General features: G+C 67.3%; 28 protein-coding genes and 2 pseudogenes. 13 read left to right on the top strand and 17 right to left on the bottom strand.

The window, feature by feature from the left end; genetic code table 11:
* Nucleotides 1-14 precede the first annotated feature (14 nt).
* Together OG462_RS05000 and OG462_RS04995 are read left to right on the top strand one after the other, a co-directional pair.
* Entirely contained in the window at nucleotides 15-278 is a 264-nt protein-coding gene (locus OG462_RS05000; protein ID WP_406066925.1) for a hypothetical protein, read from the top strand.
* Nucleotides 275-714, top strand: a pseudogene (locus tag OG462_RS04995) (helix-turn-helix domain-containing protein); the annotation flags it as partial. The gene OG462_RS05000 and the pseudogene OG462_RS04995, both read left to right, overlap by 4 nt.
* Before the next feature lie 208 nt (nucleotides 715-922).
* Here the strand turns inward: OG462_RS04995 and OG462_RS04990 are convergent.
* The 5 genes and pseudogenes from OG462_RS04990 to OG462_RS04970 form a co-directional block, all read right to left on the bottom strand.
* Complete coding sequence (locus tag OG462_RS04990; protein WP_406054816.1) at nucleotides 923-1,792, bottom strand: alpha/beta hydrolase; 870 nt, start codon at nucleotides 1,790-1,792, stop codon at nucleotides 923-925.
* Nucleotides 1,793-1,898: 106 nt separating this feature from the next.
* Nucleotides 1,899-2,636, bottom strand: a complete 738-nt coding sequence (locus OG462_RS04985) for an SAM-dependent methyltransferase (protein ID WP_406066369.1) — start codon at nucleotides 2,634-2,636, stop codon at nucleotides 1,899-1,901.
* Between the two features lie 18 nt (nucleotides 2,637-2,654).
* Nucleotides 2,655-3,845 (bottom strand): annotated as a pseudogene (locus OG462_RS04980) (glycosyltransferase); the annotation flags it as partial.
* Nucleotides 3,846-3,962: 117 nt separating this feature from the next.
* A complete protein-coding gene (locus tag OG462_RS04975) occupies nucleotides 3,963-4,745 on the bottom strand; it encodes a cupin domain-containing protein (RefSeq protein WP_406054814.1) in 783 nt (260 codons plus the stop codon).
* Nucleotides 4,742-4,864 carry a hypothetical protein gene (locus OG462_RS04970; RefSeq protein WP_406054812.1) on the bottom strand — a complete coding sequence of 41 codons (123 nt, stop codon included), beginning with the start codon at nucleotides 4,862-4,864 and terminating at the stop codon, nucleotides 4,742-4,744. The genes OG462_RS04975 and OG462_RS04970 overlap by 4 nt, the downstream gene beginning before the upstream one ends.
* A gap of 29 nt (nucleotides 4,865-4,893) precedes the next feature.
* Between OG462_RS04970 and OG462_RS04965 the strand changes: the two genes are divergently transcribed.
* The 3 genes from OG462_RS04965 to OG462_RS04955 are packed head-to-tail and all read left to right on the top strand — an operon-like array spanning nucleotide 4,894 to nucleotide 6,424.
* The gene (locus OG462_RS04965) at nucleotides 4,894-5,073 is read left to right on the top strand and encodes a hypothetical protein (RefSeq protein ID WP_406054811.1); all 180 of its coding nucleotides are present in this window, start codon (nucleotides 4,894-4,896) and stop codon (nucleotides 5,071-5,073) included.
* Nucleotides 5,074-5,116: 43 nt separating this feature from the next.
* The gene (locus OG462_RS04960) at nucleotides 5,117-6,067 is read left to right on the top strand and encodes a LysR substrate-binding domain-containing protein (protein ID WP_406054809.1); all 951 of its coding nucleotides are present in this window, start codon (nucleotides 5,117-5,119) and stop codon (nucleotides 6,065-6,067) included.
* A gap of 39 nt (nucleotides 6,068-6,106) precedes the next feature.
* On the top strand, nucleotides 6,107-6,424 hold the full coding sequence (locus tag OG462_RS04955) for a transposase (protein WP_406054807.1): 318 nt from the start codon (nucleotides 6,107-6,109) through the stop codon (nucleotides 6,422-6,424).
* Nucleotides 6,425-6,448: 24 nt separating this feature from the next.
* Here the strand turns inward: OG462_RS04955 and OG462_RS04950 are convergent, their stop codons facing one another.
* On the bottom strand, nucleotides 6,449-6,955 hold the full coding sequence (locus OG462_RS04950) for an SUKH-4 family immunity protein (protein WP_406054805.1): 507 nt from the start codon (nucleotides 6,953-6,955) through the stop codon (nucleotides 6,449-6,451).
* A 455-nt stretch (nucleotides 6,956-7,410) separates the two neighbouring features.
* On the bottom strand, nucleotides 7,411-8,040 hold the full coding sequence (locus tag OG462_RS04945; protein ID WP_406054803.1) for a LuxR C-terminal-related transcriptional regulator: 630 nt from the start codon (nucleotides 8,038-8,040) through the stop codon (nucleotides 7,411-7,413).
* A gap of 43 nt (nucleotides 8,041-8,083) precedes the next feature.
* On the opposite strand from OG462_RS04945, the gene OG462_RS04940 reads away from it, so the two are divergent.
* Nucleotides 8,084-8,242, top strand: a complete 159-nt coding sequence (locus OG462_RS04940; RefSeq protein ID WP_406054802.1) for a hypothetical protein — start codon at nucleotides 8,084-8,086, stop codon at nucleotides 8,240-8,242.
* 289 nt (nucleotides 8,243-8,531) lie between these two features.
* On the opposite strand, the gene OG462_RS04935 is transcribed toward OG462_RS04940, so the two are convergent.
* Nucleotides 8,532-8,861, bottom strand: coding sequence for a hypothetical protein (locus OG462_RS04935; protein ID WP_406054800.1), 330 nt, complete (start codon nucleotides 8,859-8,861; stop codon nucleotides 8,532-8,534).
* A 437-nt stretch (nucleotides 8,862-9,298) separates the two neighbouring features.
* Here OG462_RS04935 and OG462_RS04930 point away from each other — a divergent pair, with 437 nt between their 5' ends.
* The 3 genes from OG462_RS04930 to OG462_RS04920 all read left to right on the top strand — a co-directional run bounded on the left by OG462_RS04930 (nucleotide 9,299) and on the right by OG462_RS04920 (nucleotide 11,361).
* Nucleotides 9,299-9,730: an NfeD family protein gene (locus OG462_RS04930; protein WP_406054798.1), complete on the top strand. Its 432-nt coding sequence runs from the start codon at nucleotides 9,299-9,301 to the stop codon at nucleotides 9,728-9,730.
* A gap of 3 nt (nucleotides 9,731-9,733) precedes the next feature.
* The gene (locus OG462_RS04925) at nucleotides 9,734-10,783 is read left to right on the top strand and encodes an SPFH domain-containing protein (protein WP_406054796.1); all 1,050 of its coding nucleotides are present in this window, start codon (nucleotides 9,734-9,736) and stop codon (nucleotides 10,781-10,783) included.
* A 146-nt stretch (nucleotides 10,784-10,929) separates the two neighbouring features.
* A complete protein-coding gene (locus OG462_RS04920; protein WP_406054794.1) occupies nucleotides 10,930-11,361 on the top strand; it encodes a hypothetical protein in 432 nt (143 codons plus the stop codon).
* A 126-nt stretch (nucleotides 11,362-11,487) separates the two neighbouring features.
* Here OG462_RS04920 and OG462_RS04915 read toward each other — a convergent pair whose 3' ends face one another.
* Nucleotides 11,488-11,955 (bottom strand): hypothetical protein, encoded by a 468-nt coding sequence (locus OG462_RS04915; RefSeq protein WP_406054793.1) that lies wholly within the window; start codon nucleotides 11,953-11,955, stop codon nucleotides 11,488-11,490.
* 515 nt (nucleotides 11,956-12,470) lie between these two features.
* The gene (locus OG462_RS04910) at nucleotides 12,471-13,397 is read right to left on the bottom strand and encodes a hypothetical protein (protein ID WP_406054791.1); all 927 of its coding nucleotides are present in this window, start codon (nucleotides 13,395-13,397) and stop codon (nucleotides 12,471-12,473) included.
* 114 nt (nucleotides 13,398-13,511) lie between these two features.
* Here OG462_RS04910 and OG462_RS04905 point away from each other — a divergent pair, with 114 nt between their 5' ends.
* The 3 genes from OG462_RS04905 (at nucleotide 13,512) to OG462_RS04895 (ending at nucleotide 18,772) form a co-directional block, all read left to right on the top strand.
* Complete coding sequence (locus OG462_RS04905; RefSeq protein ID WP_406054789.1) at nucleotides 13,512-16,964, top strand: CHAT domain-containing protein; 3,453 nt, start codon at nucleotides 13,512-13,514, stop codon at nucleotides 16,962-16,964.
* 345 nt (nucleotides 16,965-17,309) lie between these two features.
* Nucleotides 17,310-17,720: a hypothetical protein gene (locus tag OG462_RS04900; protein WP_406054788.1), complete on the top strand. Its 411-nt coding sequence runs from the start codon at nucleotides 17,310-17,312 to the stop codon at nucleotides 17,718-17,720.
* A complete protein-coding gene (locus tag OG462_RS04895) occupies nucleotides 17,717-18,772 on the top strand; it encodes a hypothetical protein (protein ID WP_406054786.1) in 1,056 nt (351 codons plus the stop codon). The genes OG462_RS04900 and OG462_RS04895 overlap by 4 nt, the downstream gene beginning before the upstream one ends.
* 236 nt (nucleotides 18,773-19,008) lie before the next feature.
* Here OG462_RS04895 and OG462_RS04890 read toward each other — a convergent pair whose 3' ends face one another.
* Both OG462_RS04890 and OG462_RS04885 read right to left on the bottom strand, forming a co-directional pair.
* Entirely contained in the window at nucleotides 19,009-19,488 is a 480-nt protein-coding gene (locus OG462_RS04890; protein WP_406054784.1) for a hypothetical protein, read from the bottom strand.
* Nucleotides 19,489-19,629: 141 nt separating this feature from the next.
* Nucleotides 19,630-19,869 (bottom strand): hypothetical protein, encoded by a 240-nt coding sequence (locus OG462_RS04885; RefSeq protein WP_406054782.1) that lies wholly within the window; start codon nucleotides 19,867-19,869, stop codon nucleotides 19,630-19,632.
* A gap of 105 nt (nucleotides 19,870-19,974) precedes the next feature.
* Between OG462_RS04885 and OG462_RS04880 the strand changes: the two genes are divergently transcribed.
* Nucleotides 19,975-20,319 carry a hypothetical protein gene (locus OG462_RS04880; protein WP_406054780.1) on the top strand — a complete coding sequence of 115 codons (345 nt, stop codon included), beginning with the start codon at nucleotides 19,975-19,977 and terminating at the stop codon, nucleotides 20,317-20,319.
* 604 nt (nucleotides 20,320-20,923) lie between these two features.
* On the opposite strand, the gene OG462_RS04875 is transcribed toward OG462_RS04880, so the two are convergent.
* The 5 genes from OG462_RS04875 to OG462_RS04855 all read right to left on the bottom strand — a co-directional run bounded on the left by OG462_RS04875 (nucleotide 20,924) and on the right by OG462_RS04855 (nucleotide 25,583).
* Nucleotides 20,924-21,622, bottom strand: a complete 699-nt coding sequence (locus tag OG462_RS04875; RefSeq protein ID WP_406054778.1) for a hypothetical protein — start codon at nucleotides 21,620-21,622, stop codon at nucleotides 20,924-20,926.
* A gap of 16 nt (nucleotides 21,623-21,638) precedes the next feature.
* Nucleotides 21,639-21,803, bottom strand: a complete 165-nt coding sequence (locus OG462_RS04870) for a hypothetical protein (protein ID WP_406054777.1) — start codon at nucleotides 21,801-21,803, stop codon at nucleotides 21,639-21,641.
* 70 nt (nucleotides 21,804-21,873) lie between these two features.
* Complete coding sequence (locus OG462_RS04865) at nucleotides 21,874-22,446, bottom strand: hypothetical protein (RefSeq protein ID WP_406054775.1); 573 nt, start codon at nucleotides 22,444-22,446, stop codon at nucleotides 21,874-21,876.
* A gap of 13 nt (nucleotides 22,447-22,459) precedes the next feature.
* Entirely contained in the window at nucleotides 22,460-24,628 is a 2,169-nt protein-coding gene (locus tag OG462_RS04860; RefSeq protein ID WP_406054773.1) for a DUF3289 family protein, read from the bottom strand.
* Between the two features lie 418 nt (nucleotides 24,629-25,046).
* Nucleotides 25,047-25,583 carry a phosphotransferase family protein gene (locus OG462_RS04855; RefSeq protein ID WP_406054772.1) on the bottom strand — a complete coding sequence of 179 codons (537 nt, stop codon included), beginning with the start codon at nucleotides 25,581-25,583 and terminating at the stop codon, nucleotides 25,047-25,049.
* Nucleotides 25,584-25,658: the final 75 nt, after the last annotated feature.

Genomic DNA, 25,658 nt, shown 5'->3' with positions numbered 1-25,658 from the left:
TTGGCCAGGTCCAGATGCACCGCATCTGGATGATCCGCAACTACGCGCTGTCCTTCGCCGCCGTCGTGCTGCGCGGCCTCCTGGGTCTGGGTGTGGCCCTGCAAGGGTCGCTTCTGTGGCTGACCTTCGACGACATCTACACGACCAGCGTCTGGGCTTCGATCCTCGTCTGCGCCGTGGTCACGGAGTACTTCATCGTCCAGAAGAGCCTCACCCCGCTGCTGCGCGGGCGGGAACGCAGGGCCGCGGCAATCCCGCACACCGCGAACACGCCTTGACGGGTGGGCATGTGACAGCTGGGCATGGCCGTCCGTGTACCACGCTCAGGGGCTGGTCCCTCGAAGAACTTGGCCACCCGTGCGAACCTCAGCCAGTCCTTCCTCAGCCGCATCGAGAACGGCCGGTGCCGCCTGGCGCTTGACCAGCTCGTCACCCTCGCCCGAGCCCTGGACACCTCCCTCGACCAGCTGGTCGAGACGGCCACCGACGACGTCGTCACCAGCCCGATGATTGACGGTGCCCACGGGCTGATGCGCTGGCCCATCAAGGCGGAACCGGGCATGACCGTCGTATGCCAGCGGATGACGGAACCTCCGCCGGAAGCACCGCACCCCTGCGCCCCCCCCGGGCCGCGAGTGGCTCGTCGTCCTCTCCGGCACGGCCGTCCTGCTGCTCGGGAACCGCCGTATCCGCGTGGAGACCAACCAGGCCGCGGCCCCTCTCGCCTGCCCTCAGCTCCGGAACTCCTCGCGGTCCGAGAAGTGGCCGACCACCCTGGGCCAGCGTGAAGCCCGGGTGACGCCGTGGCGAAGGCTGTCACCCGGTCGGCGTCCGATCTCAGTGCCGGAGGGATCGTTGATGCACCCACATGGACACTCTCGTTCCTCGTCCCACCACCACCGAACCGTTCACCCCATTCCGATCACGCCCTGAGCAGACGGGGCGGGAGCATGGCAAGTTCGCCCAGGATGCGAGCCGCCGGCGCGGGGTCGACCAGCCACTTCAGGTGGCTGCCCTCCAGTGTGCGGACGTCGTACGGGTTGTCGGGCGTCAACTGGTTGCCCTCGCGGATCAGACGGTCCTGCAGGGCGAGCGGCAGGCTCGTGTCGTCGGCCAAGCGGATGTAGGTCTTGGGGATGCGGCCCCAGGTCGCGGCCTGTGCCCGGTCGGCGGAGCCGCCGACGTCCAGGTTCTCGTCGGGCTGGAAGGTGTTGAGGAACGTGAGGAACTGCTCGTCGGTGCCGTCGGCGAAGAAGGCCAGCTTGAACGCCGCGATCGCGTCCGGGTCCGCAGTACGGAAGTTGACGCGGAGCAGGCCGAGGTCGGCGGGGTTCCCGGCCAGCGCCGCGGCGAAGGCTGCAGGGTCGACCGTGGCCATCTCCGGCTCGGCATAGTAGTCGTTGACGTCGAGGTCGACCGGGGCCCAGGCCGAGACGTACACGAGGCGGTCGATCAGGTCCGGACGAGCGTTGGCCGCGGCCGTGACCGCCGCACCGCCGCGGCTGTGGGCAACGAGGATCACGGGTCCGTTCCGCTTGGCCCGTTCGAGGATCCCGATCAGGTGCGCGACGTTGTCGGCGAGCGTGACGCCCTTGATCGAGCCGGGCGCGCTCGCGAGACTCGTGGGGTCCTGCGGCGCCTGATAGGCGTGGGTGAAGGTCGCCTGGAACCCGTGGCCGGGCAGGTCGACGGCCGCAGAGCGGTGCCCGAGGAGGCCGAGTTCGGCCTGAAGGGGCGCGAAGGAGAAGGAGTTCGCGAAAGCTCCGTGCACGAATACGAACGTCGGTTGCATGATTCCATTCTTCACTTTCCGACCACCGCGGAGCGGCGGCGGCCATGGCGGTCCCCCGGGTGCGGGGGATGTGTGGGGTACGTGGGCTTACCGGCGGCCTACGCGATCACTCCGAGGTCCGACGCAACACCAGGCAGACGAAGCCGAAGCTGTCCCGGTAGCCGCCCAGCCAATGCGAACGCTGGGCGTTGGCCGTTTCCAGCACCTGCACGGCGGCCGAATCGGCAGGATGGTCCAGAGCCCATGCGGCCAACGAACCCCAGCAGGCCCATTCGTAGGCGTCCAGCTCAGCGCGGGTGCTGACGTGGCCGTGGACAGGGGTCCATCCGTCGGCGACGACCAGGTCCACCGTGGTCGCCAGGTCGGCGAGGTCACCGAACATCTCGACGGCTGCTGGCGAAGGGGCGCGGTCCCAGAACGACTCGCCGATCAGGACGCGGCCGCCGGGAGCCAGGTGCTTGCGGGCCGCTGCGAGGGTGGGGAGGAGACCGCCGAAGGCATGCGTGGCGCCGACGCTGATCACCAGGCCGAAGGGCTCTGAAGAGCCAAAGGCCGCGGCCTCCTGGTGGTGGAGGACCAGGCGTTCATCGACCCCGAGCTTGCTCGCTGCCTGGCGGGCCTGCGTCAGGGCGACTTCGGAGACGTCGACACCCTCGGCGTACAGGTGCGGTCGGGTCGCCAGGGCGCGCAGGAGCCACTCCGCTGTGCCGCATCCAAGGTCGAGCACACGCTCGTCGCCCCGCGGCAGGGCGCGTTCGAGCAGCCGGTCGACCGAGTCGTCGTCGAGCGGAGATTTGATCGGGTGGTCGGCATGGGCGATCTTGGAAATCTGTTCGCGGCTCATCGACGCGGCGTGCTCCGTGTCGAGGAGCAGCCTCGCGGCCACCACCACCCCGTCGGTGCGGATCGTGCCGGCGACGGCCTTCGCCCGTGCTTCCGTCTCGGGGGTCAGGGCCTTCCTGAGCGCGGCCGACAGGGACGCGAAGGTCGGCGTCGGGCGGTCGTGTGCCGCGCCGATGCCCAGGTCGGCCACGCGGGCGGCCCAGTGCGGCTGGTCGACGAACTGGGGTACCACCACCTGGGGTGCACCGGCTCGGGCGGCTGTGGTCGTGGTGCCCGCGCCGCCGTGGTGGACGACGGCGGCGACCCGGGGGAACAGGGCCTGGTGGTTGACGTCGCCGACGGCGAAGCAGTCGTCCGCGTCGTCCACCAGGCCCAGGTCCGCCCAGCCGCGGGAGACGAGCACGCGGCGGCCCTGCGCGCGGGCCGCCTCGACGGTGGTCCGGGCGATGTCGTCGGCCGTGCTCATCGGCATGCTGCCGAAGCCGACGTATACCGGTGGGGTGCCGGAGTCCAGGAACGTCTCCAGGTCGGCGGGCAGCGGGCGTTCGTCGGGCAGGATCCACGCGCCGGTCTGCACGACGTCGAGGTTCGTCAGCTGCTCCCACGGTCCGAGGACCGGGTCCACCGCCAGCCACGGCCGTTCGGTGAAGACGTGGTCGCGGACGTTGTCCACCGGCGCGAGTCCCAGCGCCGAGCGGTGGGCGTTGAGGGGCTGGAGGTACAGGGCGTTGACCTTCTGGGCGTCGAAGTCCCACAGGGCCTGGTTGTCGGTCATGGCGGGCGGAGCCGACGGGCCGGGCCGTGACGACGGCCGATAGTGCGCGGAGGGCATCTCGAACGGGTGGAAGCCCGCGTACACGTAACGGATGCCCAGTTTCTCCGCCACCGAGCGGACGCCGGCCGGCATCAGACCGCTCGCCACGATCACGTCGCAGTCCTCGGCCGCCTTGCCGACCGTGTCGAAGTGCGCGGCGACCAGCTCGGCCGCGAACGAGGCGGCGTCCGACGGCGGCGCTCCCGTCCGCAGCGCGCGCACGTCCCGCCCGAAGGGCACCAGCTCCGCACCCACACCGGCCAGCAGTTCCGCGAACTCCTCGTCCGGCGGAGCGCACACGCGTACCTCCGCGCCAAGTTTCCGCAACTGCGCCGCCAGACCCGCAAGCGGCGCGATATCGCCGCGCGATCCGTACGCCATCAACAGCACACGCATGTCGTGTCTCTCATTCCTTGTGGATGCCGGCCTCGGCTGGCGACTTTTGAGGGAGGGATCGGGTCGTTGCCGAAACCTCGAGGGGGCAGGGGGCAGGGCCGTTCGCGGTAAGCGCGGTCATCGTGCCCACGGCAGTTCGCGGGTGCCCTCGGTGCCGGGAACGGAAGCGACCCCGTCGGAGCGCATAGAGACGTGGGCCTCAGCCCGCTCCAGGGCGTGGATCCGACGGACGAGGCCGGGCGGGAGGATCAGGCTCTGGCCGGCCAGGACCTTGTGGGTGTGGCCGCCGCAGGTCACTACCAGGGCGCCCTTGGTGACCGTCCAAACCTGCTCACGCGTGACGGAGTGCTCGGGTCCGGTTGCCCCCGCGTCCATGCCGACCGTCCAGGTGCTCAGTTCGGTGCTGCCACGGCTGGGAGCCGCCAGGCCGGTCATGGTGGCGTTCGGGGAGACAGTGACGTGCTCGGCCGCGGGGGTGATCACGTGCACGGCGGTGTCGGCGTTCGGTTCGGCGGAGTGACCGGGGACGGCCCACTCGACGAGCTGGACGACGACACCGTGGGGGTCGGTCATCTGGAACAGGCGCTCGCCCCAAGGCTCGTCGCGCAGCGGCATGGTGATAGGGGCGCTGGCCACACGCAGCCGGGCCTCCTCGGCGTCGATGCCGATGACCGTGAGCGCGATGATCAGGCCGCCCGCCTCCCGGTCCCGCTGCTCGGCGGGCAGGACCTCGGTGCCCTTGCGGAGCAGGACGATGTCGACGGCGGCGTCCTCGCGGGTCAGGGAGGCGAAGCCGTCGTCGGCCATGGCCACTTCGTAGCCGAGGTGGGTGCAGAGGAAGTCATGGGAGGCGTCGACGTCGGCGACGGCCAGGGACAGGCTGGAGTGGGAAACGTTCACGGCAGCTCCTTGGCTGGTGTGCGATGGGCGGACGAGCCGGAGGTGTCAGTCGCTCTCAGGTCGTGCAGGTCGAGCTGGAACTCGCGGGTGCACCAGTAGGAGCTGGAGCGGATGGACATGTGCGTGCTTGGTCAAGGTGATGACTCTCGTGGTCGAGTTGGTCGGGCTTCCGGACACGACGCGCTGCGTCGTCCAGTCCTTGCTGAAGGTGGGCAGGGCGGAGGTCAAGGAGAAGTACGCCGCTGCTGAAGTTCGTGGAGACAGGAACCGGATCGCCGGACGGTCCCTGACCAGGCTGCCTCTGGAGAATCCGTCGAACAACGCCTGATACTGGAAGTCACGTTTAGCGAGACTCAACACAAGGAGGCAGGGTGCTCGAGCGCCTGGAGATGGAGGCGTTCCTCACGCTCGCCGAGGAATTGCACTTCGGACGTACCGCCGAGCGCCTGCACGTGACAACTGGGCGGATCAGCCAGACCATCAAGAAGCTGGAACGACGCATCGGGGCACCGCTGTTCCTGCGGACCAACCGCAGCGTGAGTCTCACGCCGCTGGGCCACTGCCTGTACGAGGACGTGCGGCCTGGCTACGAACAGATCCAGGCCGGCCTCGACCGCGCGATCAGCAGCGCCCGGCCGACGGCCGGCGAGCTGCGGGTCGGTTTCGTCGGCGCCGCCGCCGGACAGGTTGCCCACCAGGCCCAACAGCTGTTTCCCGCACGCATGCCCGGCTGGCGCGGGCACCTCCGCGAAGTGCAGGTCGTGGACGCCGTCGCGAGGTTGCGCGAAGGCGACGTGGACGTGCTGTTCCTGCCTCTGCCGGTGCCCGGACCCGACCTCGTCATCGGCCCGTTGATCATCTCCGAACCGAGAGTGCTCGTGGCCCCCGCCGACCACCCCCTGGCCCGCCGCAAGAGCGTGTCCATGGAGGACCTCGCCGACATCCCGCTCCTGCGCGTCGCCGGCGTGAAGCCCGGCGACTGGATCTCCGATCGCCGACCCGACCGCACGCCGCAAGGTCGGCCGATCCCCGCCGGTCCCGAGTACGAGACGTCCCTGGAAGCCCTGCAGCTGATCGCTTCGGGCTGCGGAGGATCCATCGCGGGTGCGCAGGTCACGCGCTTCTACGCCCGGCCCGACATCGCCTACATCCCGTTGACCGATGCCGCGCCGCTCGACTGGGCACCGGTCTGGCTCAAGTCGAACAACACCCCCGCCGTCCGCGCCTTCGCCCAGGCCGCACAAGAGGCCGCCGGCCGCGTACCCCCGCCGATTCCGACTGATCCTGCCCGGTTCGCCCGCATGCCCCCTCAACCTTGCTGAGGGCCGCGAGAACGATCAAGGTAGAGTCTCGCGCCGTTCGTGAGGGCGCACATCCAGCTCGGCGGCCCGATCGTCCTGGTCTGGGACAACCTGCGCGCTCACCTGATGCCGCAGATGAGAGCGTTCATCGAGGCGAACGCCGACTGGCTGACCGTCTTCCAGCTTCCTTCGTACGCGCCGGATCTCAACCCGCAGGAAGGCATCTGGGCCCTCGTCAAGCGGACCATCGGCAACCTCGCCGCCGCGAATCTCGACCAGATGGCCAGGGCCGTGAAGCGCAACCTCAAGCAGATCCAGTACCGCCCTGCCCTCGTCGACGGCTGCATCGCCGCCAGCGGCTTGAGTCTGGATGGCTGACCGTAACCGGGGACCAGTACCGGATCACGCATCCCAGTCCGCGTAGTCCCCCATCTCCACGTCGTCGCAGAAGGTTTCCCAGAACCCATCGGGCACGAGCGCGGTCTCGTCGATGCCGGTGAGGAGGTCGCGCAACTCTTTCGCCACGTCGTATGTCTCCTCGGCGCCCTCGGCGTAGAACGGGAAGCGTGCGATCACGGCCGCGACGCATCGGTTGAACGAGGCGAGGTCCCTGTTCACGTGACTGACCGCCGCTGACTCGATCGCGGGAGTCTGCACCACGTGACCGCTGGCCACGTCAATGGCGATACGTCCGAACAGGCCACTCATCGCGATACCTACCAGCCCCCGCTCACCGAGCCCCGCGAAGTACACCGGCTCGCTCAGCGGTCGGTACTCGTATCCGATCAGCCCGCCTGGGATGCCCGTCTTCCCGAGATCGACAGCAACCTGGGTGGGCACCTCGGGTGGGGCCTCGATAGGAATCAAGACGAACTCGGGTTTCGGCAGCTGCGGCAGGGGCTGGTTCACGGGAGGATCCTCTCCCGACGGACAGCTCGGCAACACCCACAGGCCCGCGAGACTCACGACTCCTGCCAGGCGGCCGGCCCCGACATCACTCAATCAAGTTCAGTAGCGCCACAAGTGGACCACCGTGGCCCTCACGAACGGCGTGTCCATTCACGAGGTATCGCGCCGGCTCGGACATCGTTCGATCAAGGTCACGGTGGACCGATACGGCCACCTCACTCAGGACGGCCAGGAGCGCTGCCGTCAGGTCGTCGAGACGGCCGTGGGGTCGCACATGCTCACAGCAGGCCGAGCGACCGCAACGCGGCGGCGCGGGGTGGGGAGGGGCATCACGAACTCCTGTTGCGTCCGGTCGACGATTCGGGGACGGGTCGACCTTCCCGCGACGACGCGGGTGGCTGCGTCTGTGAGAATTACGTAGATGCGCAGATCGGAGCGCAGCACGGTTCCAGCGTTCAGAGCGAGAGGCCGCGGAGCTGGCGCCGGGATGAGATGCCGAGCTTGCCGTAGATGTTGCGCAGGTGGGTGTCGATCGTGCGGGGGCTGAGGAACAACGTCGCGGCCACCTCCTTGGACGTCGCGCCGGCGGCGACCTTCCCGGCGATGAGCCGTTCCTGAGCGGTGAGCAGCCCGAGCGGGTCCGTCCCCTCGCGGCGCGGACGTTCGCCCGTGGCAGCCAGCTCGCGCGCCGCGCGATTCGCGAGGGCGTCGGCTCCGGTCGTGCTCAGCGTCTCGTGCGCGGCCCGGAGTTCGCCCCGCGCCTCGGCCCGGCGGCCTTCCCGGCGCAGCCATTCCCCGTACGTCAGTCGCGCGCGGGCGTGGTAGGCCCGCACGTTCGTCTGCGCGAGCAGGTCGATGGCTTCCCGGTAGCGACGCTCCGTGCGCGGCGACGCCGGATCCAGGAGCGCCTGCGCGAGGAGGTGGGTGGCGACGGCCCAGTCGGTGCCGCTCGTGCGTGCCAGGGCCTCGATCCGGTCCAGCGCCGATCCGGTCACCGCCCTGCTGTGCACGTTCGACGCCGCGGACACCGCCGGGTTCCTCATGCGGTGGGCGGCCGCGATCGCTGCGGCGCCGCGTACGGTCACCGCCTTCCTCACGGTGTTCGGGGGGCCGACGGGACGGCCGGGCATGCAGGCGATGGCCGTGTACGCGGGGCCCGACGGCAGCGCTGCCCGGGCCGAGTTCGCCCCGCTGCTCGCCGTGGGACCCGTACCGCAGCACCAGGTCGTCCAGACGGCGTACCACCGGCTGGTGCCCGCGACCCACGAGCCCCAGCACGCACAGTAGTCGCCCACCGTCTCCCGGTCCGGCCTGCTCGGCGAGCTCACCCCGGCCGGCGCCGAGGCGCTCGCGTCCGTCGTCGCGGCGGCACCGATGATGCACCTGGGGTCGGTCGGCGGGGCGGTCAACGACGTCGCCCCGACCGCCACGGCTCTGCGCGCACCGCACCCAGAGCCTCGCGGTGACAGCATCATTGGCGAGCGATCCGTGGCAATCCACCCCCGGGTCACCCCGCTACGGATGTCTCCGGCGGCCGTGGCGTCACGGACACGACGTGTCGGGCACCCCTACACGGTCAGACGTACCAGTCGGCCTCCGTCGGCCGCGCCCGCCGGGGCACCTCCCGGGCGGGCATGGGCCTGCGTTCGCCACCTGCGAGCAGGGTGCTTGCCGGATCGCCGCTGAGCGCGCCCGGGAGCGTCACCTCAACCTGGATGTCGCGAGGCGGGTCGGTGGGCAGGATCGTGGTCAGCACCGTCGTCTGGGCGTGGTGGCCATGGGCGATGGCGGCGGCGACCTGCTTCCCGTCCACGAGGAGCTCCAGCTCCCGCGTCCCACCCATCCGCAGGCCCACGGTGACCGAGCAACCGGCGTGCTCGCAATGAAAGTGATACTCGCGGCCCATGAATCGCCTCCTGAATCGCCGGGCGACGAAGACCCTTCCACTCCATCGTGACACCGGGCGGCCCCCGCGGCAGCCTAGATCCGCCAGTGGTGCGGGCAAGAAAGTCGTGGTCGGGCCACAGGCTGCGGAGGGTGTCGCTGTGCAGGGACCGCTCGCCGATCAGCTTGGTGAGCTGGGCCGTCGGGATGCCGCCCGGCGTAGAGGCGCAGAGTGTCAACGCAGTCGGCGGCGGGCGCGGGGCCGCAGTGGCTTGGGCGAGGTCGAAGGGGTGGGTGCGTTCGCTGTCGTAGAGCTGCAGGGCGCGGGCGACGGCAGTGCCGACGTCGACGAGGCTGAGCAGGGCGACAAGGGGTGAGATCGGACGGAAGGGGTGAAAATGTCAAAGAGGTGGTATTCCTTTCCCGGCCTCCGTAGAGCCGCAGTGGCCAGGAGGTGTCATGGATCTTTGGTTGATCTGGTTGATCGCCGCAGGGGCGCTGGCTGTGGCGGAGATCTTCACTCTCACTGCCGCGCTCGGGATCCTGAGTGCGGCCGCGTTGGTCACAGCGGGGGCCGCGGCACTGGGGCTCCCGTTGCCCTTCCAGTTCTTGCTCTTCACCATGTTGGCTACGGTCAGCGTGCTCTTCGTGCGCCCCATCGCGGCGCGTCACCTGCTCAAGCCTCAGACTGAGCGATTCGGCGTGGATGCGCTGGTGGGGAGGTCTGCCTATGTCGTCTCGGAGGTGACCGGCCTGGGTGGCAGGGTTCGCATCGGCGGCGAGGAATGGACGGCGCGCGCCTATGACGAAACACTGGTGATTCCTCCGGGAGCGACCGTCGACGTCATGGAAATCAATGGCGCCACCGCCCTCGTCTACCCCCGGGAGTGAGCGATGGAAGTCTCGGGCTTTCTCATAGCCGGCGTGATCGTCGCGCTGATCGCCGTGTTCACCGTGATGCGGGCGGTACGCATCGTGCCGCAGGCGCGCGCTCGCAATGTCGAACGACTCGGTCGCTACCGGCGAACACTGAGGCCGGGGCTCAACCTCGTCATCCCCTATGTCGACCGGGTCTATCCGGTGATCGACCTGCGTGAACAGGTCGTCTCTTTCAAGCCGCAACCGGTCATCACCGAGGACAATCTCGTCGTCGAGATCGATACCGTCCTGTATTTCCAGGTCACGGATCCACGAGCGGCCGCCTACGAGATCGCCGATTTCCTCCAGGGTGTCGAACAGCTTACCGTCACCACCTTGCGCAACGTCGTGGGTTCGATGGATCTGGAGAAGACCCTCACCTCGCGCGACACCATCAACAACCAACTCCGGGGCGTTCTGGACGAGGCCACCGGAAAATGGGGTCTGAGGGTCAACCGGGTGGAGATCAAGGCCATCGACCCTCCGCAGTCCATCAAGGATGCGATGGAGAAGCAGATGCGTGCCGAACGCGACAAGCGAGCGGCGATTCTGGGGGCCGAGGGGCAACGGCAGTCGCAGATTCTCACCGCGGAAGGTGACAAGCAGTCCGCCGTCCTGCGGGCGGAGGGAAACCGTACCGCCGAGATCCTCAAGGCCGAGGGCCAGTCCCGGGCCATCGACGAGGTTTTCCAGGCCGTGCACCGCAACGACCCGGACCCCAAGCTGCTCGCCTACCAGTACATGCAGATGCTGCCCCAGCTCGCCCAAGGCGCCGGCAGCACCTTCTGGGTGATCCCCAGCGAGGTCACCTCCGCGCTCCAGGGGGTGTCGCGCGCCTTCAGCGAGGTGCTGCCCCAGTCTCCGGCCACCCGAGAGACGTCCTCGGAGGACAAGGCAGCCGCCCAGGCCGCCCACGACGCTGCGCAGGCCGCGGAAGCTGCGGCCGAGGCCCTCGCCGACGCGGCTGAGGCCGATGCCGAGACTCGCCCACTCGCCGACCGCCGTCAGGCACCGGACATGGGGTAGCCGTCAGCTGCTGTCCGGCATGCTCCACCCGCTGCCTGGACATTTCTCCAGTGCGCCGAACGGATCCTGCACACAGAGCAAGTAGCCGACGGGTCAGCGCCGGGACAGTGAGTGTCCTGGCGGCGGCGGTTGGCGTTGGAGTCGTCGTGGAACTGGCGGAGCGGGCGCGGCCCGGCGTGGAGGAGCACGCGGGCCAGGCGGCCGACGCCGCCTGCCGGCTCGCGGACGTCGCGAGCGGCGGCGGGTGGAGCGCTGCGGCTGCCGACGACGCACTCACCGCGATCGACACCCTGGCCGACGCCGTCGGCGAGATCAGGCCGGAGATCGCCGAGGTGCTGGCCGCGGTGAAGGCCGCGACGTCCACGGCCCGCCGCGGCTTGGGCCTGCCCGTCGAGCCCGATCCGGCGCCGGCCGGGACGGAGTGGGTGCTGGCCGGTGTGGAAGAGGGTGAAGACCCAGCCGGAGTCCCCGGTCCGGGCAAGGTCGAGGACCAAGGGGGGTGCCCTCCTCGTCGACGAAGGGGCGGTGGGCGATGCTCTGCGCAGCGCCGGGGCCCTCGGCTCGGACGTTCTTGGTGAGGCTGAGGTCGTCGAGCAGCCAGGTCGGCTGGTCGTTCTCCATGTGCCCGTAGGCGAGTGCGCGCAGGGCGGGCCAGAGTATTGCAGGGGTTGCCTTCGTCAGGTGGGCAGGAGGCATGACGGGAGTCATCGCGTGTCGGCGGCCGCGGTGGGCGCCAGGTGGATGGGGTTGCTCCAGGCTCGTCCGCCGGTGTCGTCCTCGATCGTGACCCGGCAGAATCCGCCGCGGAACATCGTCAGCGGGAGGGTGCAGTCCATCAGGTCCTTGCCCTGTACGACCTGTGCCCCGGGGGCACCGCCGGTGATCAGTACCTTGCGGACGGGGGAGCAGCGGACGGTGATGTGCCCGCTCGTCAGGCTGACGTCGAGCAGTTCGGGGCCGGTGGACGAGTAGTAGTGCCCGGCCTTGAGCGCGGCCAGGAGCTGGTCCGGGTCGAGGGACTCGGTGCGGACCTGGACCCAGGCGGCGCAGCCCGGCGGGTCCTGGGGTTGGAGGTGCTGCCGTCGCGCTCGCTGGCCAGCCGACGCCGGAGGCGGGGAGTGTCCTCGGGGCGGCCACGGCGTTGGTGTCGTCGTGGAGGGTGGTATCGGCATACACGTGAACGTGGCTCTGGCAAGATTTTCGTAGCCGAAGATCAGGTCGGAGACACGGGCGGCGGGTTCGGGGTAGCGGTGGCGTAAGTGCGCGATCAGTGCGACTCGCTGCCGGAGCCACACCAGCTCGTGGTGCCGGTTGCCGGGGTCAGCTGGCTTCCGATGTCCTGGCTCAAGTGGTTCGAGAGGACCGTGCTGCGGCCCACCTACCGGAGGTGCCCGGTGTCATCCAGGCGGGCCCGTCGGTCGTCGCAGGGTGCCCGTGACGGCCCCGACGATCGCCTCCGTAGAGTGCCGGAGCCTGATCTTGCGCCACCCTCTGGCCCACGGTTCGTACCGTCGGTTCAGCGGCTTGGCGACGATGCCTTCCATGCCGACGGCCGCCCATTCCGTCATCCACCGTGCTGCTTCATCCCTGTCCATGGTCATCGGGCAAGCGTCCACGGCGGCCCGAGCGCTGTGTCGGTGAACAGCTCCTCCAGTTGTTCCCGCCTCTGCTCGTACCGCCAGGGCCCCTACCCCGCCATCGCGCGAACTCCGAAAACGAGGTGATTGAAGTCCAAAGTGGTTGACGGGTGGCCGCGGTGCACCAGTCTCATGAGCGTGCCGTCCACCGACCATTCACTCCAGTCCCATTCATTTGCGTTTTCCTGCGGCACTTGGACAATGATATATGAGCCCTCGGCGAGGCCGGCGCCAAGACGTCCGGGCGAGAAATCGAGGCCCTGGCGAAACTCCTGCACTTTCACATTCTTACTCTGGCTGGCTATCCACCTGGTCAGGCTTGAAGCTATTTCTGACAGCTGACCGAGCAGAGAATTTGTCGCTCCGAGAAGCGACAGGCCAAGCTTGAATTCGTCGGCCGCAAGGAAGTCGAGGACCCCTTGATCAAAAGTGCTGGAAAGATTGATGGTCTGAAACCCAAAAGAAATTCCATCGACGCGCGGCTCGAGTCCATGAAAGATCGGAAAATTGTGGACCGGGACGGTTTCACCGTTCTTTGCCTGAAAGCGGGAATTATAATGAAACCCAGATGTTCCTCTAGTGGAGGGCTGATACTGAACAACAAAGTCAAACAATAGTTCGTGGGTGCCCCGGCCTGGATAGCGCGCAACGTGCAGTCCGTCGAGTGTGATTTTCAGCCGCTTGGTCTGCAGACTCTGATCGGGCAGTGCTGCCGATGCAGGAAGGATCTGACCTGCGCCGCTTTCAGGGAGGAATCCACACAGATGCGTCGTCCTCATGAACCGGCTGAATAGGCGCCGCCCGAAGAGTCGGTCGCCGGCAAACGTGTCGACCAACGATCCGGCACTTTCCGCTGCCAGTTCGTCAGCCAGCACGCCATCATCTAGATCGCGAAGCAGAGTGACTGCCGCATCGACTTTCCAATCCCCAATGGGGGGATCCTGCCCAAACCATGCCACCGTTTGCTCATCGCGCATCGCACCTCACCGTCCTCCCGCGTGCTTCATTTTCTACTGCAGTGGCATCCCGTTCGCGAGCGGTTGATGATGGCTTAACGTCTGGAAGCCTTGAGGTCATCCGAGAAGGGAGAAATGATGGGATCGACCGATAAGCTGACGATGCTGGTAACCCGTACGGGCTTGGGATTATCGCGCTGCGAACTCACACTTGAGACACCGGGACGGGCTCTAACTGCTGACTTCGTCGTTGTGATGCCGGGCGTAGATGCTGACCTTGCCGACGTGAGGTGGCTTATCGAGGACTATCCGAAGCTGCGCAGCTCTGCGGCGGATGCCATGGCCGTACTGGCCAGCTCCCGCTCTCGGGATGTAGGGCGCTCGTTGGGGTCTGCCCTATTTGGCTCTCGGGAAGCATCTGCGATTCGCACGGCGCTCGCCGACTCGGCCCTTGTCGCAGGCCTGCATGTCCGCATCAACGATACGGCGTTTCCTGGCTGGACGCCATGGGAGCTTCTTCTCGAGCCTGAGCAGGAACAGCCACTGTCGCTGCGTGTGGCATCCTTCGTCCGCTTGGCGGGGCAGGCCACCACCGACACAGGAACCACGCGAGTGACCGAGCGTCTACGCCTCCTACTCGTTATTGCCCGACCCTCAGGGGAGGAAGACGTACCGTTTCGCTCGGTCGCCACCTGCATCATGAACGCCGCGGCATCAACGCCGGTCTTGCAGGTGTCCGTGCTGCGGCCCCCTACGTTCAGTTCTCTTGAAGTTACCCTCAGGCGGGCGGTGTCCGCGGGGCAGCCCTACGACGCAGTCCATTTTGATGGGCATGGCTCATATCGCGCCTCGATCTTCTCTCACGGTGCGAAGAGAGGCTATCTGCGTTTCGAGGGTGAGACCGGCGGGGCTGATGAAAGGACAGGGCGTGAAGTCGGTAATCTACTGGCTGACTGCGGAGTCCGCTTTCTTCTTCTCAACGCCTGCCGGTCAGGTTACGGGGAACGGGTGCCTGGCGATGCCTCTGGGCAGCCGACCACGAACGCCTTCGGATCTGTTGCAACCGATGTTCTCGACGCCGGCGTTCAGAATGTGCTGGCGATGAGCTACAACATCTACGTGGCCAACGCCAGTCGGTTGATCACAGATACCTACGCCGCTCTGGCAGCGGGCCGATCGATCGGTGAGTCCGTGTCGTACGCGCGCCGAAGAGAGGCAGGTCGAGGGAGTAGCCCTAGCGACTTGGCCTGGGCTGTGCCGGTGGTCTACGGGTTTGAGGACAATCCAATCCTCGGCAGCAGTTCAGAGGTTCCAGCACTGGACATCGGAGTGAGCACAGCCACGCCGGCCAACGCTTGGGTCGTGGATCCGGCCGGGGGCGATGGGCCGCGATCTGCCAAGAGGCCTTTCGTTGGCTACGACCATGTCTTTCTGTACCTTGAACGAGCATTCCGAAATCACACGTACGTTGAAATTGCGGGACTCGCTGGTGTCGGAAAGAGCGCGATGGTGGGAGAGTTTGCCCGGTGGGCTACAGCGACCAAATTGGTTCGGTCTGCTGTGATTGTGGACATGCGGGAGTGCTCGTCCTACACCGCGCTAAAGAGAATGATTAAAGATCGAGTGCGCATGTCTACGCAGGATTGCCAAGTACAGCCGACGCCAGGCAAAAATGTCCTGTGGATCTTCGAGGACATTGATGGGGCCTTCAGTGAGAACTCCGATGCGCGATGGGACGAGAAGAACCGGCGCGAGTTGCTGCGCCTGTTGAATTTGCTGGGCGAAGGCCAGGCGCGAGTGCTGTTGACAGGGCGCTCGCCGATCGACCTTCCGAACTTGGACATCATTCTACTTGACGGGCTCGACGCCGAAGAAAGAAAATCCCTTGCAGCAGTCGCCGGTTTGAATTCAGAGGCTTTTCCAGCAGCAGCTGCACTATTGGAATGGACGCAGGGCCTTCCAGCCGTCGTGCTGCAACTGCCGACCATCGTGGCCGCCATAAACTCGGCGACTATCAATGACGTCCATGAACTCCTGGACGAGTTGCGTATGGGGTCTGTCGGAAGCGATCGGCTCGGCGCCCAACTTCTTGGCTCATCGAGAATTTCTACCTATGATGTCCGGTTGACGACCGCTCCGGCGCTTCCAATTGCTCTGGGCCTGTTTCAGGGATTCATTTCTGCCTTTGACTGGCAATTGTTCTGTGGGCTTCTGGATCTCAAGGGGCTACATATCGGCGGCGATGCGCCCCTGGACACCTTGGCCCGGGAGCTTCGACCAGCAGCGTCTGCCGGACTCGCATCCTTGCGTGCTGATGGCGCGTACATGATTCACCCGCTCGCACCACTGGCCCTACGAGATGGTTTCGACATCACCGTCGCAGCGCTCAGCGGGCGGGATTCGGAGGCACGTGCCCAGCTCTTCAAGCTACTTTGGCTGGTCTACTCGCAGGCGATCACTGTCTCGCAGAGGACTCGGTCATTTCTTGGCAACCTAGAGCGGTCCGTCGGCCCGAGACTGCTGGAGCGCCAGAACTTGTGGCATGCAATGGAACTGCTCCTGAGCGGGGCTGTCTGGGGCTTGGCCCTACCAGCGATGCAAGTGCTGCGGGACGATCTCCTCGCCGAACAGCGCCCCGAGGAGTGGTCGGCTTTCCTGCAGCGTGCCCTGGCAGCGCTTCACGCTTTCCCGCCGGAGGAACAAGATATGGGGCCGGAGAGTGCTCCGCTTCACATTACGAGGATCCTTGCCTTGGAGGCAGAGCGTCAGGGCGACCACGCCTTGGCTTCGCGGCTTTATGCCATCGCTGCACGAATCTCGTTCAGCGAACATGCAGCCATGGAGCCGGCTGGCGAGCCCGACACCGACTCCAGTCATGCCACGGCCTATCGGATTTCCACTAACAGGCGGTACTCGGCACTTGTCCAGAAGGGTGATGAGGCGGCGTATGACGGGTCGCCAACCTGTCTCGGATTCTACCTAGAGGCCTGCGATATGGCCCACAGCATGTCCGACAAACTCCGACTTGTGGACGTGCAACTCGCAATCGCGCAAGCGTACTTCAATGTTCCGGAGATGCGCAACCTTTCGAAATGTGAGGAATATGCTCGGGCCGCCCTGAGCAGTCTGTCGGAATTCGGCTTTATGGAGGATTCGCTCGTCTTTCAATGTAAGCTAAGTATCGGCACTGCAATTGTCGAGCAGCTGAGAGATGGTGCGCCCTTGGATAGAAGGCGCGTCGATGAAGCGCGAGCCTCCCTGTTCTTAGCGAGCAGTGCGGGAGCAAATAACCCCAATATCCGGGCATCTGCTCTCAATAATCTTGGCCTTCTGATGCAGGTTACCGGCACCGCGGAGCAGGCGGCTGACTACTATCTTCGGGCCTGTGCGGAGTGGGAGTCCGTGGGGCTGTGGGAGGAGGTCGTGACCGCTGAGACCAACGCAGCGGGTGCCCTCGTTGACGCTGGAAAGGGCGCCGAAGCGAAGAACGTGGCACGGATCGCACAGGACATGCTGACGCTGGCACCTCGCATGTCGGCACGCCTCGCCCCGATACTGGAGGATATTGTGAACGCTGGTGATGCCTGAGCGGCTACACCAGCCCGCGCTCGACCGGGTGAAGCGCCAGCCGGACATCGTAGCAATCGGCCGCCGGCACTTCGAGGCCGTCCTGTTATGGCGTACACGTGAGAGAAACGAGTACGCCGACATCTGTCCGGGCTGCTGAGCCCGCAGGACCTGCGCCGACGTCGTGGTGACAGGCACAGCTGACACGACGGCCATCCTGGGCCTGATCGGTCCGTGTCGAGACGCATGTTCTGATTAGCCGCTACGGCCGGTCGCCTCGCGCCTAGCTAGATGATCGAGGCGACACGGAATTGGATCAGTGGCAACCCACGTGCAGGTAGCTGAGCGGTCGACCATGCTGGGTGAGTGAACGACATCGAGGGCCGCCTGCAAGCCGCGGGGCGGGCATTCCTAGCTGCGGCATGGCTTCGGCTTCGGCAGGAGCGGGTGGTTCCGCCACCAGCATTTCACCCGTACATGGAGGTCGGGCGAGATTACTTCGGCGACTCCGTCATGGTGCTGGCCGAGTACCAGGCGCTTGAGGACGCGATTGCCGCTGCTCACCCTCGGTTCGGCGCCGACCTCCCATTGGGCGAGCGCGAGTCCCCTAGTGGATTGATCTTCAGCTTTCTCGAGACGTTCATCGCCCGGCTGACTAGTGCGCACGAGGAGTTCTCCCCTGACGGGCCGCCGCCGAGCAATCGCTACACGACCTGGTCCCGGCAGTCCAGGCGGACACGTTCGAGGTCGCGTGCTGCCGGGTGGTTTCCCACATGACCACCGCGGACGGCCAGTCAGTCGAGTTCACCGACGTCCGGGTGGAGCCGGTGATCTCGGAAGCAAGTGGACACAGTAGCGAGCTGCACCGAGTCATTTCGACGGTGATCCCTGGGGCGGCGAGCGCCGGTGGTCGAGTCTGGCCGGACGCTTTCGCACCTCCGGAGAGCGTCGTCATCGCGCGCGACAGCGGATCGAAGCCGTTCGACCTGCGCGAGCCGCTGTCGCAGCGGATCGAGCGGTTCCTGCTGCTGGTGCGGCTGTTGAAGCCGGGCACCAGCGAGTCGATGTTGGAGATTCAAGGGGAAACCCACCCGGTCCGAGAGTTCAAGCCCATCGTGGTCCGCTTCCGGGGCGCGGGGCCTGGGTTCGCATCTCCGACGCAGCTGGCTGCACGAGTGATCACCCTCGGCTCGGAGGATGTCGGCCGTGTTGACGGCCTCGGGCGGCTCCTCGACGCTGCACAGCAGGCGCGACCGGAAATGGTATTCACATCGTTTGCCATGGCGATGCAGAAGTTCCTTTTGTCCTTCCACGCGCACGTCTGGTACGAACAGATCGTTGACCTGGCGACCGCCTTCGAGGCTGTGCTGTCCGGAAAGGAGAAGGACGACGTCACGCTGCGATTGAAAACCCGCGCTGCGACGCTGCTGTCCACCGACCTTGACCCAGCCGACAAGATCTTCAAAGACGTGGGCGTGATCTACGCGCTCCGGTCCAAGCTCGTCCATGGCGGCGCCATGAAAAAAAGGATCTCCTCAAGGACGTCCGGAAGATCTCGACCGTTCCCGATGGCCTGCTTGCCGGAGAAGCGGTCGCGCACGCCGTGGAACGGTTGCGCGACCTCGTCCGGCGCAGCCTGCTCGCCCGAGTCTGCCTCGCTACCGGCGATACCCCGTTGTGGCCCTTGGACACGGATGAAGGCGTCGACTCGGTCATGGTCGATGATTTCCGCCGGAGGGAATGGCGCGAAGCATGGCGGGACACCCTCACGGAGATCGACGCCATCGCCACCGCCGACCGTCCTCCTCGCCAATAGGCCCACTCAATGACCCTCCGCCACGTCCGGAGCAGATTCGTAGCCGGAGATCATCTTCGTGTGGCGGTGGGCCGGGCCGCGTAGTGCCGGCGTTGGTGCGCGATCAGTACGACTTTGTGGCGCGGCGTCAGTCGGCGTAGGCGCCTCGCTGAGGGCTATGGCGATACCGTTCTCCGGCTACGAAAATCTTGCCAGAACCGTGAACGTGCCCAGCCGCGTACGGATGAACGTGCCCGGCCCCTCAGTGGGTTACCGGGGAGGCAGCCCTGCTCGGGCGCGCCAGTAGTCCGCGTTGTGAGGGGCAGCCAGCCAGCTGGTCAGACGTTCAACGCCGGCGCGGAAGGCTTCGGGCAGCGAGGTGTCATTGCCGATCTCGAGCCTGATGGCGTCAACGTCATGGGTGGCGTGATCGGTGTCGCACCAGCAGGCCACGTTCACGGCCGCGTCGACCGCGAGCTGTCCCGCTTCTGTCCACACCACCTGAAGCAGGAACTCCAGCTGATCGACCCCGTCGGCGTGCTGGATGACATCCGCGCCGAGGACAACGGGTGTCCCTAGCCACGCCCCTGGGAAGGCGGCGTGCTCCGGGAACCACTCCCAGTCCGCCGTGTCTCTGCCAACACAGGCCGCGTCGACCGTGCGTACCGCTTGATTCAGAGAGTCCGCATCAGCCGTCGTCGAGAGAGGGAAGAGCGCGGTCAAGGGGGCGTCGTCGAAGCTACCTCGCATGAATCGATCATCCCTGGCTCGGCTCGCACGACGAGCCGTTCCCGGCTCTCGCGTGGAAAGCCCCACAGCCAGAATGCTGAGCACGTTCCTCGGGTCTGTCGCTGATCTTGTGACGCACTGGAGTGGGCGTAGAGCGCCGCTCTACTCGTAGATGGTGGCTGCGCGGAGGGCTCGGGCCATGAAGGTCCAGTCTCCATCAGGCGGGATTTGTTCTCCCGTGTAGCGGTATGCACCCGGGGAGTCGTGCACCCATGCGGTGAGCGCTTCAAGGAATCCGCCGAGGGTGTTGTTCTCCCACTCGTGGCCGTGGGCACGGAACTCTTTGTGCAGGTCACTCAGGAAGGTGACCAGCTCTTCACGGCTGCGAGGTTCGAGGGACATGGCGACAACGTACCCAGTGTGATCGCGCATCCAGGCCATCACAAGATCAGCGTCAGAGCCCGTTCATCCGTACGGGATTGAGCACTTCGACGAGTACGCCGACAGGTGGAGCGGGCGCTGTCCAAAGTCGAGGAGTACGCCGATCAGGCGGCGGTGAGTGCCTGCAACCTCGCGGACGAGGTTGAGGCGGATGGCTGGAGCAAGGCGGTCGCCGAAGACGCCCTCACCACGGTCGAGACTCTGACCGAGGCGCTCGGCAGAATCGCCCTGGAGGTTCGCGAGGTCCTGGCCGCGGTGAAGGCCGCGACGGCCACGGCCCGCCGGCGCCTGGGCCCGGCGGTCGACCCCGAGGCGTCGACGACCGCGACGGTGCCCGGGGTACCTGGACCGCGCGCCGGAGGACGGCCTCGAAGGCGTGGTCTGGGCCCGGGGCTTCAAGGCATCCGCTGACCGGCCGCGAGGTGCGGACGGTCAGCTCCTCGAGGACGTCCAAGACCAGGAACAGCAGGTCCGCCACGGCCGTGACGGCTCTTGCGGCCGCGGCGGTCTCGGTCGCGGGTCTCGTGTACGGACGTGTCCGACAGCCGGCCGCCGTCCCGGGCCCGGGACGGGAGCGGCGGTGTGAGGTGGGGCCATCGCCTTGCGGGGCGGGCTGTCCGGTGTCCTTCGTGAAGTGCAGCCACGCGCTCAGCGCCGCCTGCAGCTCGACCACCGCCGCCCGGTCCAGGACTTCGCCTGTAGGCCCGACGTGCAGCCGCACGCCCTGGACGGTCACCTGCGCCTGCGGAAGGGGAGGCCGGGGCCCGGTGAGCAGTCCCACCTGCTCCACACCCGCTTGCCCCCGAACCGGATCACCATCCACACCTCTTCATCCGGAGATCAGCGGTCTGGGGTGTGGTGTCCCGGGCAGGGGGTGGCAGCGCCGCCGTCTGCGACCCTCCCCGTGGCCATGTTCACGAGAACCGGTTCTGGCACAGGATTCGCGATGTCGTCGCGCTGCCAACTGACGTGCTTGACCTACCCCCATGGGAACGGCGCTGCTCCACCGCCGCGGTCAGGCGGCCCGGCGGTTGCCCTGGTCGTCGCAGGGGAGTTCGGAGGCCGGGTGGTTCGTCGTGAAGTCGCGGGTCGCCTGGCGTTCGGCCTCGGTGATCGCCGTCGGTTCGACGTTGATGATGCCGCCGAAGGGGCGGTCGACGTCCCGGATGATGCACAGCGCCGTCGTCAGCAGCGCGGTGATCACGACGAGCGTGATCAGTTGGCCGCGGTTGTTCTTGCGGGGCAGGCAGATGCCGAGGGCCACCACGGTGATGGCCAGGGTGGCGAGCAGGAACCAGAGGATGGCACTGGGGATGCTGGCGGTGGCCTGGGTGAGGCGCTCCTCCCGTTCGTCGGAGCGCTTGTTGTCGGCGGTGATCAGCATGCCGAAGGCCGGCTTGCCCTCCAGGGTCTTGAAGGTCTGCCGGAAATCCGTCGACCACACACTCGGTGCGGCGGAGCCCTTGCCGTCGGCCATGGCCGGCCATTCCTGGGTGCGGACAGCGCGTGCGTAGCAGACGGCGTCGGCCTGGATGCGGGCACGCTGCAGCTCGGGCGCGTACTCGGCGGTCTCCACGAGCTGGTCCAGCGCCCTGGCCTCGCCGCGCGCAGCGACCTCGGCCTTGCCGTAGGACCCGTTGGCCGTGACCAGGACAAACGCGAGGAGCAGGACGGTCAGCGTCAGCAGGGGACCGACCAGGTCCTTGACGGCCATGCCCGTGTCGTCGTCCTCACTGAGCAGCCGGGGCCGCAGGTAGCGGTCCGTCCAGCTCGGCGGCGGGGCCGACGGCGGATACGGCGCCGGTGCTCTCGTCGACGAGCACGGCGCCGTCGGCAGTCACCCGGTCCGCGGGGCCTGCGATGACACGGTCGGCGGTGATCAGTAACGTGTTCACGGGGGTGGGGGTCTCCTCTCGTGCCTGCTGCTTCCCTGCTGCTTCCCGGCGAAGCGTTCCGCGAGCCCTCCTACGGGAACTGCTTCTCCTCGCGGCCGATGTCGTCGATCGGGCCGAGGATCGTCCAGCCGGGCCCGAGGGGGCGGGTGGAGCGGAAGCCGTGGGCGTCCGCGTACTCCTCGGCCTCCTCCGCGGTGTCCTCGGGGGCGCGCATGATCGTGTAGCGCGGGGGGTCCTCGTGGTAGAAGCGGTAGAACGTGCGGCCCTCGTCCTTGGGCTGGTAGAGGATCACACTGACGCCCCAGAGGGCGTCGTACACCTTCTGGTCGCGCGGGGGCGTCGTCGTGCACGTGTCGGAGGGGCGGCCGGGCTCGCGGACGCAGGTCCGGTACCGGCTCCAGTCGATGCGTTCGGCGCGGGGGTGTTCCGCGATCAGCTTCCGCATCCGGGCGTCGGCCTGGGCGAAGGCGTCCTCGCGGCGGTCGTACTCCTGCTGCAGCCGGTTGAAGCGCTGCTCGTCGAAGCCGCTGCCGAAGTGGGCATCCAGGCCCGCGAGGACGGCGACCCGCCAGGCCAGGTACCCGGCCGTCACGACGAGCAGCGTGACGACCAGGACCCGGCCCGGCGAGCGCCTGTGGGGCATCAGGTCGGCGAGGTCAGAACGTGCCGCTGATGGGGATCTCGATGTCCGCCTGCGCAATCGGCGGGGGGTACTTCCCGTCGAACCGGTCATAGTGCTGGAGCGTAAACCAGTCGATGAAGCCGTACTCCGTGATCTCGTCGTCCGGGTCGAGACCGAAGTGGTCGTAGGAGTGGAAGACGAGCTTGCCGGAGAAGGAGTTGCCCTCGACCTTGTAGTCCTTCAGCGCGATCGTGTGGCCGTGGAACTGGTGGATCGCGATGGAGAGGGCGCGCTGGTTGGCGTCCCAGAGCGAGAAGTCGTACACCGGGTACTTCACGTCCTGGCGGAGGAACTCCTGGAAGAGGAAGTTCTTGGAGAGGTCCTCCTGGACCTTGAGCTGATCGGTGCGGCCCTTGTTGTCGATGAGGGACTGCTTGATGATCTGGCCGGCCTTGTCGGTGTACGTCTTCTCCTGCGGTGAGGCGCCGACGGCGCGGGAGAGGGCCGTGCCGGAGCCGCGGTAGAGGTAGCGGCCGGGGTCGAAGTTGTCGTCGACGGTGACCGTGCCCGCGCTCTGGCCGCCGCGGCCGTAGCGGAAGGCGTTGCGGAGGTCGTCGACGGACTGGGCGTAGTCGGCGTCGGCGCCGAGCTTGCCGAAGTTCATGATGTCGTTGAACTCGGCCCACATCCAGGACTCGGGCGTGATGCGGGCGACCCAGAACTCCCAGCCGAGGTCGGTGAGTTCGTCGAAGTTGTAGTCGTTGAAGGTGAGGTCGTCGGCGACGCGCGGGTCGGCCGGGACGGGCGGGTGCTGGGGGTCGGGGGCCTTGCGGCGGCCCTCGCGGAAGGACGACTGGTGGATCAGCATGTCGGTCGGGGGCGGGTCGCCCGGGTCACCCGGGTCTCCGCCGTCGCCGGGGCCGTCGGAGAGGATTCGCTTGCCAGGGGCCTTGGGGCCTGCCTTGTCGAAGGCGTGGCTGTCGAGGACGACGTACTTGGCGGAGCCGTCGGCCGTGGCCGTGATCGTGCTGCCGCTGCGCTGCTGGCCCGACTGCTTGACGAGGTGGCGGGCCTTCTCGTCGTAGCGGTAGAGGGCCGGTGCGGTGCCCTCCGTACGGTCGGGGTCGAGGCGGAAGGTGAGCCTTGCGGCGCCGTCCGCGGGGGCGGAGACCTGGAAGCCGTTCCCGAGGTAGCCCGGAGTGGACTCCGGGAACTCCCGCTGCTTGGCAGGGAGCCTGGTGACCTGGAAGCCGCCGACCTGCTTGGCGCGCAGGCCCTTGAGCGTGGCCTCGGCGGCGGTGGCGCCGCCGTCTGCGCGGCGGGTCACGTCGAAGGCGGAGTTCTTAGCGCGGGGGGAGGCGTTGAGCCTCGTCTCCTCGCCGTCCTGGACGCCGTCGCCGTCGGTGTCGGCCTTGGTAGGCTCCGTGCGGAGCTTCAGCTCGCGGGCGTCCGTGAGGCCGTCCTGGTCGGTGTCGGCGCGCGTGGGCGTGGTGCGGAGCTTGAGCTCGCGGGCGTCCGTGAGGCCGTCCTGGTCGGTGTCCTCGGCGCCGTCCTTGGTGCCGTCGCCGTCGGTGTCGGCCTTGAGCGGGCTGCTGAAGCGGTAGCCGAGCTCGGCGAAGTCGGAGAGGCCGTCGCCGTCGGTGTCCTCGGACTTGGGGTCGAGCTTGGCGCGCACCTCCAGGTCGTCGGGGAGGCGGTCGCCGTCGGTGTCCTCCGTCGGCGAGATGCCGTGCTTGGCGAAGGACGCCCAGGTCGGGGTATCGGCCTTGGCGCCGGGCTCGGCGCGGTACCAGACGGTCTCGGTCCTGCCCGGCTGGAGGGTGTTCGTGGGGCCGACGCCCTGGAGCGTCGTGCGCGCGTCCTGGGGGGCGGCGAGCTTCGCGGCGGAGGTGTCCGTGATGCGGTCAGAGAGCTCGAAGGTCAGCGACCATTTGGAGACGGGGTGATCGGAGACGTTCTCGAGCTGGAGCCGGGCGACGTACGAGCCCTCCGTCGCTCTGCCGCGGAGGGCGGCCGGGACCTGGCTCCACGCCGCGTCGCCGGGGGCGACCTGGCGGTAGGAGACGTCGACCGTGTTGTCGCGGTAGAGCGTCGCCCCGTCGGTGGCCGCGCCGTCGCCGGGGGTTCCCGCGGCGACGGGCACGGCCGTGCCGAGGAGAAGGAGTAAGGCCGCGCCGAGGGGCACGGCGGCGCTTCTGTTCATGGGGCCTCCCATGTCTGAAGCCATGTCTCAAGACATGCCTGTTGTCTCGAAGCTGCCCTTGTGTCACGGCAGTTCGGAATCGAACGGGGAAGCTAGCAGACGTGGGGGATGGTTCCCAAGGTGTGGTGGAGGCGAAATTGAGATGTTTGGGAGATTAGTAAGCCCTGTTCCGCTTGTGTTCCTGCTCTGCCTGGGCATCAGCCTGGCGACCAAGGAGGAGCTCGCGGCCGAAACGCTGGGAAGGCCAGCCGGTCCGGATCCTGGACCTCACCCCATGAGGGATCAGCGCCCCGGCGCCGGCTGATTCTGCCCGAGCCCGGTGCCCGGTCCGGAGCTGCCGTTTTCATTGGAAACGGCAGCCGGTGTGCAGCAGCAGCCATGCCGTGGAGTCGGGCTCACGCTGATCGCCGGGCCGGTGTCAGGCGCGCGTGCTGTGCGTCGAACTCGTCCCCGGCGGCGGGGCCGCGGGATCGAGTTCCAGGGCATCCGGTGAGCGGTGACGCTCGTTCACACAACGGCCGTCCTCGGGTGCCAGGGTGTGCAGGCGTGCGGTGATCGCGCTCAGTTCGCGGCGTGCCGCCGCCTCGGCCGGGTCGGTCAGGCGGTCGGATGCCTTGTGCCATGCCGTGCCCTCGACGACCGAGAGGACGAGGAACTCCTCGTGCGCGTAGAGCAGTTCAGGTATCGGCACCCCGCTGCCGGGAAGACCTGCGATCCGCCGGTAGACCATGGCCTCCGTCCCGAGGATGCCTCGCTCGTACCGCAGTACGGCGGCCCCGTCCGGTGGGGCGAGTTTGACGACGGCGGGTCGGCCGTCGTCGAGCCGGACCCGGTAGACGGCGCTGAACCAGCCGTCGGACAGTTCGCTCTCCACCCGGCATCCGACGCCGACGCCGGCGCGCGGCAGGGCGTCCAGTTGGCCGGGGGCCAGATGTCGCTTGGTCTGGCTACGCATGGCGGCATGCTTTCGGGTGGTGGGCGTCGACGGCTCGGCGAGGAACCGCGCCGAGGGCGGGGCCCGCAGGGCCCC

This window comes from Streptomyces sp. NBC_01077 (assembly GCF_045162855.1).
Taxonomy (GTDB): domain Bacteria; phylum Actinomycetota; class Actinomycetes; order Streptomycetales; family Streptomycetaceae; genus Streptomyces.
This window is presented reverse-complemented; position numbering and strand designations above follow the sequence as displayed.